The following is an 11,426-nucleotide window of genomic DNA, read 5'->3' as shown; positions in this document are numbered from 1 at the left end:
GCCCGCAATGGCTCACTCGGCGGCTCAGCCGTGCGAGCGGTCTCCCAGCAGGCCGGTGCCGAGCAGCGCGTCCCACAGCGCCTGCCGGCGCTCCATCGCCCAGCTGACGGTGTAGTGGTGGTCGTCGCGCCAGACCACCGTGTCGCCGCTCACCGGCGGGCAGACCGGCGCGGTCGGGCAGAACACCCGGGACAGCGACAGCGGGTGCACGTCCTCGTCCCGGGCGGCGATCGCCGAGACGTACCCGTCACTGGCCGACGGGTCGACCGCCGCCGACACGGCGCACTGGCCGAGCCGGTCCGCGCCGGCCAGGCAGTCCAGCGGATCGAAGGTCTCGGGCATCACCAGGCGTTGGACCACCACCGCCGGCGCCACGCGGGTGACCTGGCGCAGGGTCTGGCGCGTGGTGTCGTAGACCGCGCGACCCAGCGGCTCGCTGCGGCCGTCGCGGCGGGTCACCTCACCACCCCACTCCTCGGGGTCGTCACGGGGACGGTCCAGCAGGACGACGACGTCGGGGTCGAGCTTGCGCAGCGCACTGCGGTACCACCCCACCCGGGCGTCCGTGCACTCCTGGGTGCGACCCTCGGCGAGGCGACCGTTGGTCAGCCCCTCCTGCCAGGGGCACCCGGCGATGACGTTGACCGACAGCGTGAGGTCGTGCTCGCGGGCCAGTCGCTCGAAGACGGGGACCAGGGTCTCGGCCTGGCTGTCACCCACGAGCAGCACGTGCGGTCCGGAGCCGTGGACGACCGTGCAGGACCCGGGGTCGTCCACGCCGCACCAGTGCTCGGTGCCGTGCTCCTCCTCCCCCACGGCCTTCTCGAAGTCGATCGGTGGCACCGGTCGACGGAGCTCCTGCTCGACCTGCCTCGTCGCGGCCGCCGGCTCGGCGCCGGCGGCCGCGGCGACCAGCGCCGGCTTGCGCTCCGAGGAGAGCACCGGAGCGACGACCAGGCCGGAGACCAGTGCGCTCACGGCCACGCCCGTGACCGCGACCGGCCAGCCGCGGGTGTCCAGGCGCCGCCAGTGGCGCACCGGCATCTCGAGGACCTCGTAGGAGACGGCGGCCAGGCCGGTGGCCACGAACGCCGCGAGCAGCGCGACGGCACCGGGGCCGGCGTCGAGCAGCACCCCGAGCGCGACGATGACCGGCCAGTGCCACAGGTAGGTGCCGTAGGAGATCCGTCCGAGGTGGACCGGCACCCGCGTCGCCAGCAGCCGCGAGAGCAGGCTGCCCTCGGCGAGCGCGAGGCCGCCGAGCAGCAGCACGGACGCCACCGTCGCGCCCACGCCCCGGCCCGAGGGGTCGAGGGGGAGCAGGCCGCTGCCGAGCAGCAGGGTGCCGGCGAGGCCGAACAGCGCCATCGCGTGGGCGACCCTCGGCGAGGGACGACGCGAGGTGCCGGCCAGCCAGGTGGTCAGCAGCGCCCCGGCGAGCAGCTGGTAGAGCCGGGTGTCGGTGCCGTAGTAGGCACGGTCGGTGCTGCCGGGCGCGAGCACCAGCTGGGCGACCAGCGAGGCGACCAGCAGGGTGCCGAGCACCCCGAGGGTGACGGGGCGTCGCACCCGCCGCGGCACCCGGGAGAGCAGCAGGAGCAGCAAGGGGAAGCCCACGTAGTACTGCTCCTCGATCGCCAGCGACCAGAAGTGCAGGAACGGGCTCTTGTCGACGTCGGCGGCGAAGTAGTCGCCGGAGGAGGCCAGGAAGTGCCAGTTGGCGTAGTAGAGCAGGGCGCTGCGGGCGTCGCCGATGATCGCCAGGCGGGGCACGACCGACCACAGCAGCGTGAAGACCAGGCAGGTCGCGACCACGACGAGCACCGCGGCGGGCAGCAACCGGCGGACCCGACGCGCGTAGAAGCGGCCGATGCGCAGCCTCCCGCTCTGGTCGAGCTCGCCGAGCAGCACCCCGGTCACCAGGAAGCCGGAGAGGCAGAAGAACAGGTCGACGCCGATGAAACCGCCCGTGGCCCAACCCACCCCGGCATGGAAGAGCAGCACGAGGTAGACCGCCACGGTGCGCACGCCGTCGAGGTCGGGTCGGTAGCCGCGGATCACGCCCGACACCGTAGGGGAGGCCGGCGCGCCGACCTCAACTCTCGGAGCCGGGACGTGGCCTGGCTCACGCGTCGTCCACGCACCTCATTCGGCGCTGTCGACGAACTCCTTGCTCTTGGCGATGGCGAAGCCCCAGCCCTGCACGAGCGTCGGCTTGGGGGGAACGGCGATCTCATCGGGGTTGGTCAGCACGTCGAGGAGCACCGGTCCCTCGTGCGCCAGCGCCTCACGCACGCCCGCCTCGACGTCGTGCGGGTCCTCGACGCGGATGCCGCGCATGCCCACGGCCTCCGCGACCTTGGCGAAGTCGGGGTTGTGCAGCACCGTCCCGAACTCCGGCAGGCCGACCTGCTCCATCTCGAGCTTGACCATGCCGAGGCGCCCGTTGTCGAACACGACGAGCTTGACCGGGAGGTCGTGCGAGACCGCGGTGATCAGGTCGCCCATCAGCATCGAGAGGCCACCGTCGCCGCAGAACGCGACGACCTGGCGGCCGCGGTCCAGGCCCGCGGCGCCCAGGGCCTGCGGCATCGCGTTGGCCATGGAGCCGAGGTTGTAGGAGCCGATCAGCCGCCGGGTGCCCGTCATCCGCACGAAGCGGGAGAGCCAGACCGTCGACATGCCCGTGTCGGAGGTGAAGATCGCGTCGTCGGCGGCATGCCGGTCGATCATGGCCGCGAGCAGCTCGGGGCGCACCCGCTTCTCGGGGTTGTCGACCTTGCGGCGCAGCAGGCCGACGGGCTTGCGCTCGTAGTCGGGGTCGGCGAAGTGCTGCTGCCGCTCGAGCCAGCCGTCGTACGACGACCGGGCCTTGTCGAGGAGCTTGGTGTCCTCCTTGGGCTCCAGCAGCGGGAGCAGCGCCTCGAGCCCCAGCCGCGCGTCGCCGACCAGGCCGTGGTCCACCGGGGTGCGCCGGCCGATGTGGGCGCCGCGCAGGTCGAGCTGGACCACGGTCTTGCCCGTGGGCAGGAAGGCCTTGTAAGGGAAGTCGGTGCCGACCAGCACGAGCGCGTCGCAGCCGTCGAAGGCGATCTTGGTCGCGTGGTTGCCGATCAGCCCGGACTGCCCGACCTCGTAGGGGTTGTCCCGCTCCAGGCCCTCCTTGGCCTTGAGGGTGAGCACCATGGGGGCCGAGAGCCGCTGTGCGAGCTCCAGCACCTCGGCCCGCGCGTGCCGGGCGCCCTGGCCCACCAGCAGGGTCACGGAGCCGGCGGCGTTGATGGCCGCGGCAGCATCACGCACCGCCTCCGGGTCGGGCGCGGACCGCGGTCCCTCGTCGACGAAGCGCGGCACTGCGGTGTGCTTCGGCAGGTCGAGCCCACCGACGTCACCGGGCAGGGTCAGGACCGCCACCCCGCGCTCGTGCAGTGCGGCGTTGCCGGCCTGCTCGATCAGCAGCGGGAGCTGGTCGATGCTGGTCACGGTCTGGTTGAAGACCGCCACGTCGGCGAAGAGCGCGTCGTTGTCGACCTCCTGGAAGAAGTCGCTGCCCATGTCCTCCCGCGGCACCTGGCCGCAGATGGCGAGGACCGGGGCGTGGGACTTCTTGGCGTCGTAGAGCCCGTTGAGCAGGTGGATCGCGCCCGGGCCGACGGTGCCCATGCAGACCGCGAGACGGTCGGTCAGCTGGGCCTGGGCACTCGCCGCGAAGGCGGCAGCCTCCTCGTGGCGGACCCCCACCCACTCGACCCGGTCCTCGCGGCGGATGGCGTCGGTGACGGGGTTCAGCGCGTCGCCCACGACGCCCCACACCTGGGTCACCCCGTGCTCGGCGAGGGCCTCGATCAGCAGCTCGGCAACGGTGGTCATGACGCTCCTGTCAGGGGTGGGACGGTGGTTCGGGCCGGTGGCCGAGCCGGTGGGTCAGGGCTGGAAGCGGTCCGGGTCGGCTCGTACCCAGTCCCGCTCCCACGATGCCGGCGGTCGCGCAGGAGCTGCCCCGGCGCGAGGTGCTCGAACATCTCGGCGTAGGAGCGGATCGTGCCGTGGTCGACACGGCGGCGCAGCATGTGCGGGCGGAGCTCGTCGAAGGAGTGGAGGCCCATAGACGCGATGACCTGCATGGCCTGGTCCACGGTCGCCTGCTGGTAGCGCACCACCCGCTCGGTCTTGTCCGGGACGTCGAGCGCGCGCATCCGCTTCGGGTCCTGGGTGGCCACCCGACCGGGCAGGTGTTGGTGTGGCAGGTCTGGGCCTGGATGCAGCCCACGGCCATCATCATCGCGCGCGCGGCGTTCGTGTAGTCGGCGCCCTGGATCACTCGCTTGACCAGGTCGATGCCGGTTGCGACCTTGCCCGAGGCACCGATCTTGACCCGGTCGCGGACGCCGGCGCCGACAAGCGCGTTGTGGACGGTCATCAGGCCCTCGGTGAGCGGCATGCCGACGTGGTCCTCGTACTCCAGGGGCGCGGCGCCGGTGCCGCCCTCGGCCCCGTCCACGATCACGAAGTCGGGGGTGATGTCCTCCTCGACCATCGCCTTGCAGATGGCCAGGAAGTCGATCCGCGAGCCGAGGCAGAGCTTGACGCCGGCGGGCTTGCCCCCGGCCAGCTCACGGAAGTGGCCGATGAACTGCACGAGCTCACGCGGGGTGGAGAAGACGCGGTGTAGGGCGGCGAGATGACCGTCTGCCCCTGGGGGACGTCCCTGGTCTTCGCGATCTCCGCGGTCACCTTGGCGCCGGGGAGCACGCCCCCGATGCCGGGCTTGGCGCCCTGGCTCAGCTTGAGGCTGACCATCTTCACCTGGTCGTCGGCGGCCTTCTCGGCGAACTCCCGCTCGTCGAAGGCGCCGTCCTTGGTGCGTGCCCCGAAGTAGCCGGACCCGATCTCCCACACCAGGTCGCCGCCGTTGCGGTGGTAGGGGCTGATCGCCCCCTCCCCCGTGTCGTGCGCGAAGCCGCCCTTCGCGGCGCCCCCGTTGAGGGCCTTGATCGCGTTCGCCGAGAGCGAGCCGAAGCTCATCGCCGAGACGTTGAGCAGCGCCATGTCGTAGGGCTTCGTGCACGCCGGCCCGCCGATGCGCACCCGCGGTGGCTCCTTCATCTTGTCCACCGGGACGGTGGAGTGCACGAGGTACTCGTAGCCCACGGCGTACAGGTCGCGCTCGGTGCCGAAGGGCTGCTCCTCCTTGATGCCCTTGGCCCGCTGGTAGATCGAGGAGCGGGTGTCGCGGTCGAAGGGGCGCCCGTCGAAGTTGCGCTCGATGAAGTACTGCTGCAGCTCGGGGCGGATGCCCTCCAGCAGGAAGCGCATGTGACCCAGGACGGGGTAGTTGCGCAGGATCGAGTGCTTCTTCTGCACCAGGTCGTGCACCGCGACCACCAGCAGGAGCGCGAGCACGACCAGCAGTGCCCACCACCCGGCCCGCCGAGCGTGGCGGCGAGCGTGGTCAGCGCCCCGAGGACGAGGATGAGTCCGATGACGAAGAAGCGCAGCACGGGGACAGTCCTACCACCGGGTACCGCGAGCGGGCCCTGAATCGGTTCGCGACGCTCCGGACCGGTGGGCGAGGATGGCGCGGTGATCCCGACGACGATCCCCCACGGCAGCACCGCACGACGGCTGGAGTGGGCACACCTGCCCCCGCACATCCGCACCGTGATCGAGCGACGCACCGGCTCCCCCGTCACGACCGCCGAGTCCCAGACCTCGGCTTCACGCCCGGGTTCGCCTCGGTCCTCACCTGCCGGACGGCAGCCGTCACTTCGTCAAGGCGGCCTCGCTCAAGGCCCAGCGCCCCTTCGCCGAGTCCTACCGCGAGGAGGCGCGCAAGCTGGCCGGGCTCCCGGTCACGACGCCGGCGCCGCGGCTGCTGTGGAAGCACGACAGCGACGACTGGGTGGTCCTCGGCCTGGAGTACGTCGAGGCCCGGCGTCCGCACCGCCCCTGGCAGCCGGCCGACCTCGAGGCCGCGCTCGGCCTGGTGACCGACGTGGCCGAGGCCCTGACGCCGGCCCCCGACCGGCTCGCCCTCGACGACTTCGCCACCGAGTTCGCCGACTGGCCGTCCTTCTGGGACCACCTGCGCACCAGCCGGCCGGACCTGACCCACCTCGAGGAGGCCGCGGCCCTCGCCGCCCGGTTCGCCGAGGTGACCGCCGGCTCGACGGTGGTCCACACCGACATCCGCGACGACAACATCCTGCTGGCGAGCGACGGCCGGGTGCTGATGTGCGACTGGAACTGGCCGGTCGTGGGCGCTCCGTGGCTCGACAGCGTGCTGCTGATGATCGGGCCGCGCGGCGACGGCCTCGACGTGGACGCCGTGCTCGCCTCGCACCCGCTCACCGCGACGTGCCGGCCGAGCACGTCGACATCGTGCTGGCCCTGGTGACGGGCTACTTCCTCAAGTCCGCCGGCGACCCGGTGCCGCCGACCTCGCCGTACGTCCGCGAGGCGCAGCGCTGGCAGGGCGAGGTCGTGTGGGAGTGGCTGTGCGAGCGCCGGGGCTGGCTGTCCTAGGGTTGGGGTCGGCTCCCCGGAGCCGGGCGCGAGAGCGCCGGAACCACCGCCCACACGATTTGGGCCGCCCCGAGGCACGCTGCTAGTCTTTCTCGTCGCGTGTCTGGCGCCAGCAGACTGGCTGGAGCGCCGACAGCACCACGTTTTCAGCATCATCCCCACACCTACGACGAAGGCGCAGTAGTGGCGAACATCAAGTCCCAGATCAAGCGGAACAAGCAGAACGAGAAGGCTCACGAGCGCAACAAGGCGGTCAAGACCGCCCTGAAGTCCGCCGTGCGCAAGTTCCGCGAGGCCGCCGAGGCCGGTGACAAGGAGGTCGCAGTGGCGGCCGGCCGCGACGCCGCCCGCAAGCTCGACAAGGCCGCCTCCAAGGGCGTCATCCACAAGAACCAGGCCGCGAACCGCAAGTCCGCGATCGCCAAGAAGGCCGCCTCTCTCTGAGGCCACCCGCTCACAGGCGCCGTCCCCTCGGGGGCGGCGCCTTTGTGCGTTGCACCGCGTGCTCGAGCCGCGGCCTACCGCTGCTCGCGCAGGCCGGTGATCGTGAGCACCAGCCGCTCCAGGGTGTACGACGCGTCGCTGGCGGCGCCCTTGATGTCGGCGTCGGCCCGGGCCACGGCCCGGATCGCCCGGGCGATGCCACCGTCGGACCAGCCCCGTGACTGGTCGCGCAGGGTGCGCAGCTTCCACGGTGGGACCCCGACCTCGCGGGCCAGGTCTGCCTCCCGCATCCCGCGCGGCGCCGACCGGTAGCGCGCCACTCCCCGCGCTCCCCCGGCGAACGCCGAGGTCACCAGGACCGGGGCCGTGCCGGCGTCCAGGGCCCAGCGCAGCTCCTCCAGCGCCACCTCGCGCCGGCCGGAGAAGGCGGCGTCGGCGACGGCGAAGGACTTCGCCTCGGCCCGGCCGCCGAAGTACTGCTTGACCTTCTCGATGCTCAGGGACTGGCCCGGGAAGTCGTTGGTGAGCTGGTCGGCCGCGGCCGCCAACGAGCGCAGGTCCTGACCCACGGCCTGCACCAGCGCCACCGCCGCCTCGTTGTCGATCGTCGATCCGTGGCTGCGCACCTCGGCCGCCACGAACGACGGGTACTCCGAGGCCCTCAGGTCACCGGACTTCGACTCCGTGACGGGGCCGAGCTTGCGCAGCTTGTTGAGCACGCCGCTGCCCTTCGGTCCCCCGCCGTGCACCAGCACGAGCGCGACGTCCTCGACCGGCGCCGCGGCGTAGGCCAGCAGCCCGTCGACGGACTCGTCGGGGAGGTTCTCCAGCCCGCGGACCACGACGCAGCGGATCGTGGAGAAGAGCGACGGCGCAGCCATCTCCCCCAGCGTCGCGAGGCTGAGCTCGGAGGCCATCGTCTCGGCCAGCTCGGCGTCGGCGTCGTGGCCGCGCACGGCCTGCCGGACGGCACTGACGGTCCGCTCGTTGAGGAACTCCTCCTTGCCGGTCACGAGGGTGACCCGGCCGAGGACGTCTGCTGCGCGCACGTGAGAGGGGCCTGCCATGGTGGCGACAGCCTTTCACAGCTCGCCGACGCTCCGCGGAGGTGCTCGCTCACCCGCGCGTGACCGCGGACAGTCGGCCGTCGCGCTCGACGACGACGAGGTCTCCGTCGAGGTCGGTGCGCAGCACCCGGGCCCCGGTCGCGGCCAGCGGAGCCAGCGTGGAGGTGGCCGGGTGCCCGTAGTCGTTGTCGGCGCCGACCGACACGAGCGCGAGCCGAGCGCCGAGCGAGAGCAGGAAGTCGAGGTCCTGGTAGCGACTCCCGTGGTGCGGCACCTTGAGCACGTCGACGTGCAGCCCGGGCAACAGCCGGGCCAGCGCCGCCTGCCCCTCGGGCTCCACGTCCCCGGCGAGCAGCAGCCGGACCCCGCGCACCTCGACGAGCATCACCACGCTGGCCTCGTTGGCGGTGCTGCCGTCCCCCGGGCCGACCGTCGGCGAGTCGGGAGGTGGCCAGAGCACCTGCATCGTGACGTCCCCGACGGTGCGGGTCACGCCGTACGGCGCGGGGCGCGGCGTGAGCCCCTGCTCACCGGCGGCCCCGTCGACGAGCTCCACCCCGCCCGGCGGGTCCTGCAGCCTGGTGGTCTCGACCTCGCCGACGCTCCGCCCGTCCAGCACCCCCTCGATCCCGTCGACGTGGTCGGCGTGGAAGTGCGTCAGCACCAGCAGTGGCACCGCGGTGACGTCGAGGCGACTCAGGCAGGCATCAACCGGCGCCGGGTCGGGACCGGCGTCGACGACCACGCCACTGTGGGGACCGGCGTTGAGGACCAGGGCGTCGCCCTGGCCCACGTCGCAGGCGGCCATCACCCAGCCCTCGGGGGGCCAGCCCGGTGTCGGCGGCCGGACCAGGACGCAGGCGACGAGCACACCGCAGCACACCAGGCCGGTGCTGCGGCGGCGCAGCAGGTGCGGTGCGGCGAGCACCACGCCGACCGTGAGGAGGGTGAGCACGAGCAGCGGCAGCACCCCGGTGCCCCAGTCGACGGCCGCCGCCGGCAGCGCCGCGCCCCGCCGGGCTACCAGCACCACCCACGCCACGCACCAGGACGCCAGGGTGCCGGCCACGCGACCCAGCGGCGCCCACACCAGGCCGGCCAGTCCGCCCGTGAGCCCGAGCACCGTCGCCGGCCCCACGACCGGGGAGACGACGAGGTTGGCCCCGACCGCGACCAGGCTGACCTGCCCCGAGATCGCCGCCACCAGCGGCGTGCAGGCGAGCTGTGCCGCGGCGGGGACGGCGATCGCCTCGGCCATCCACCGCGGCAGCCACCGGACGAGCGCATCGCGCCAGCCGGGCGCGAGCAGGAGGATCCCACCGGTCGCCAACGCCGAGAGGGCGAAGCCGACCGACGTCGCGAGCGCGGGGTCGACCAGCAGCAGAACGACCAGCGCGACGCCCAGGGCGCGGCTGCCGCGCTGACGGCCGTTGGAACCCATCGCCAGCAGGCCGACCGTGCCCATCGCGGCCGCCCTCAGCACGCTCGGCTCGGTGCGCGCCAGCAGCACGAACCCGGCGATGCCGAGGGCACCCACGGCGTGGAGCCAGCGCCCGCGCACGCCACCCCAGCGGGCCAGCACGAGCAGGAAGCCGACCACCAACGTCAGGTTCGTCCCCGAGACGGCCAGCAGGTGCGTGAGCCCGGTGGCGCGGAAGTCGTCGGCGAGGGCCGGGTCGAGGCCGGTGTCGTCGCCGTCGACCAGCGCCGGCACCAGCGCCCGCTCCTCGGCCGGGCGCCCGGACACCGACTCCCTCAGCGAGGCTCGCACCGCCCCCGACGCGCGCCACCACACGTCCGGCCCGTCGACCTGCGTCGGCGGGCCGGACGCCAGCAGCACCGCGGCCACGTCCGGGCCGCGCGACGTCCCGAGTCGTCCGGAGGCCTGCACCCTCGACCCGAGCCGGGCCCCCCTCCAGTCGGAGTCGGCGATCACCAGCACCGGCGTCGCCAGGTCGTAGGTCGCCCCGCGCCCGGTGACCCCCTCACCTCGAGCCGCACGAGCACCTGGTCGCCGAACGGACCGGTCGTCACCGTCACCCGCGGGTCCCCGGTGACGACGCCCTCGACGCTCGAGAACGCCTGGTCGGCGGCCAGGGCGGCCACCGGGTTGTGCGTGACCTGCTGCTGGCGTACGCCCGCGACCCAGGCGACCGACGCCAGGACCAGCACCACCGCGAGGGCGGTCAGCGCCCGCCGGGGTCCGAGCCGGCGCCGCGTCGCGAGCAGGACCAGCAGGAGCACCGGCCCCAGACCGGCAACCACGGGGAGCGGGGCCCAGCGGGCGAGCAGGCCGCCGAGCCACGCGGCTGCGCCGAGCGCCGGCATCCGCAGGTCGGGCACCTCCCGCGAGGTGTCGTCCCCCACGTCAGACCGTGACCAGGGGCGCCAGCTTGGCCAGGGTCGCGTCGCCGATCCCGTCCACCTCGAGCAGCTCGTCGACCGAGGAGAAGCCACCGTGCTCGTCGCGCCACGCCAGGATCGCCTGGGCCGTCACCGGGCCGACCTCGGGCAGCGCGTCGAGCTCGGCCTCCGTCGCGGTGTTGAGGTTGACCAGCGGGCCACCGGGTGCACCCGCCGAGGGGGCGGCGGACGCCGCCAGCCCCACCGGGGCCGGCACACCCACCAGGATCTGCTCCCCGTCGACGAGGACGCGGGCGAGGTTGAGCCCCGAGAGGTCGACCCCGGGACGCGCTCCCCCGGCGGCCTTCAAGGCGTCGACCACGCGGGCGCCCGCGTCGAGGACCGCGATCCCGGGCCGGCGCACCTTGCCGGCCACGTCGACGGTCACGGACCCGGCTGCCTGGTCCTTCGTGGCCTCCGCCGTGGCGCCCGAGGCGCCACCCTCGGCCGGACCGGCCGCCGGGACCGGGGGCGAGACCGACACCAGGGCGGCGGCGGGGCTCGGGACCACCGGCGCCACCACCTCGTGGGCCCCCCCGCGCACGACCCACCAGCAGGTCACCGCGAGGGCCAGCGCCACCAGCACCGCCAGCACCGCGACCTGGGAGGGCCCGATCGAGACCCGCCCGCGCAGCGTCTCGGGCACGGCCGCGGCGAGCAGGCGCCGGGACCGGCGCGACGCGTGCCGGCCGGGCACGGGCACCGGCGGGGGCGGGGGCTGCGGCACAGTCTCGTCGAGCTCCGGTGGCTCGTCGGCGGCCAGGACGGGCACCGGCTGGAGCGCCCGCTCCCCCGCCGGGGGACGCACCGACGCCAGCTCGGCGCTCAGCAGCGCCAGCCGGCGGGAGACGGCTTCCTGGTGCTCAGGGGTGGGGCGACTACGCATGCCGGGGACGCTAGGCAGCGGAGCCGACCGTCGTCGGCAGACCGGCCACGGCCTGTGGACGGCCGCGCTCGCGCGGGGAGGTGTGGACGAGGAACGGCCCG

Annotated in this window: 9 protein-coding genes and 1 pseudogene; 3 read left to right on the top strand and 7 right to left on the bottom strand. The window is 73.6% G+C overall.

Annotated features, from left to right (window positions below; translation table 11 throughout):
• Positions 1–24: 24 nt before the first annotated feature.
• From H0S67_RS09180 to H0S67_RS24835, 3 genes and pseudogenes are all read right to left on the bottom strand, one after another.
• Positions 25–2,061, bottom strand: coding sequence for an acyltransferase family protein (locus tag H0S67_RS09180; protein ID WP_180936334.1), 2,037 nt, complete (start codon positions 2,059–2,061; stop codon positions 25–27).
• A gap of 84 nt (positions 2,062–2,145) precedes the next feature.
• Entirely contained in the window at positions 2,146–3,870 is a 1,725-nt protein-coding gene (locus H0S67_RS09175) for a thiamine pyrophosphate-dependent enzyme (RefSeq protein ID WP_180936333.1), read from the bottom strand.
• A 10-nt stretch (positions 3,871–3,880) separates the two neighbouring features.
• Positions 3,881–5,025, bottom strand: a pseudogene (locus H0S67_RS24835) (glutamate synthase-related protein).
• A gap of 721 nt (positions 5,026–5,746) precedes the next feature.
• On the opposite strand from H0S67_RS24835, the gene H0S67_RS09165 reads away from it, so the two are divergent.
• From H0S67_RS09165 to rpsT, 3 genes are all read left to right on the top strand, one after another.
• The gene (locus H0S67_RS09165; protein ID WP_246355348.1) at positions 5,747–6,397 is read left to right on the top strand and encodes a phosphotransferase; all 651 of its coding nucleotides are present in this window, start codon (positions 5,747–5,749) and stop codon (positions 6,395–6,397) included.
• The gene (locus tag H0S67_RS24830) at positions 6,382–6,525 is read left to right on the top strand and encodes a hypothetical protein (RefSeq protein WP_246355242.1); all 144 of its coding nucleotides are present in this window, start codon (positions 6,382–6,384) and stop codon (positions 6,523–6,525) included. The genes H0S67_RS09165 and H0S67_RS24830 overlap by 16 nt, the downstream gene beginning before the upstream one ends.
• 183 nt (positions 6,526–6,708) lie before the next feature.
• Positions 6,709–6,969: a 30S ribosomal protein S20 gene (gene rpsT, locus H0S67_RS09160; RefSeq protein WP_180936332.1), complete on the top strand. Its 261-nt coding sequence runs from the start codon at positions 6,709–6,711 to the stop codon at positions 6,967–6,969.
• Positions 6,970–7,043: 74 nt separating this feature from the next.
• Here the strand turns inward: rpsT and holA are convergent, their stop codons facing one another.
• Genes holA through H0S67_RS26590 form a run of 4 tightly spaced genes read right to left on the bottom strand, consistent with a single transcriptional unit; the run spans position 7,044 to position 11,325 of the window.
• Positions 7,044–8,036: a DNA polymerase III subunit delta gene (gene holA, locus H0S67_RS09155; RefSeq protein WP_180936331.1), complete on the bottom strand. Its 993-nt coding sequence runs from the start codon at positions 8,034–8,036 to the stop codon at positions 7,044–7,046.
• 49 nt (positions 8,037–8,085) lie between these two features.
• Positions 8,086–9,972: a ComEC/Rec2 family competence protein gene (locus H0S67_RS09150; RefSeq protein WP_246355241.1), complete on the bottom strand. Its 1,887-nt coding sequence runs from the start codon at positions 9,970–9,972 to the stop codon at positions 8,086–8,088.
• The gene (locus H0S67_RS24825; RefSeq protein ID WP_246355240.1) at positions 9,969–10,403 is read right to left on the bottom strand and encodes a hypothetical protein; all 435 of its coding nucleotides are present in this window, start codon (positions 10,401–10,403) and stop codon (positions 9,969–9,971) included. Before H0S67_RS24825 ends, H0S67_RS09150 begins: the two co-directional genes overlap by 4 nt.
• A gap of 1 nt (position 10,404) precedes the next feature.
• The gene (locus tag H0S67_RS26590; protein WP_180936330.1) at positions 10,405–11,325 is read right to left on the bottom strand and encodes a ComEA family DNA-binding protein; all 921 of its coding nucleotides are present in this window, start codon (positions 11,323–11,325) and stop codon (positions 10,405–10,407) included.
• Positions 11,326–11,426: the final 101 nt, after the last annotated feature.

Origin of the sequence: Nocardioides ungokensis, assembly GCF_013466985.1 — a bacterium.
Classification (GTDB): Bacteria; Actinomycetota; Actinomycetes; order Propionibacteriales; family Nocardioidaceae; genus Nocardioides; species Nocardioides ungokensis.
This window is presented reverse-complemented; position numbering and strand designations above follow the sequence as displayed.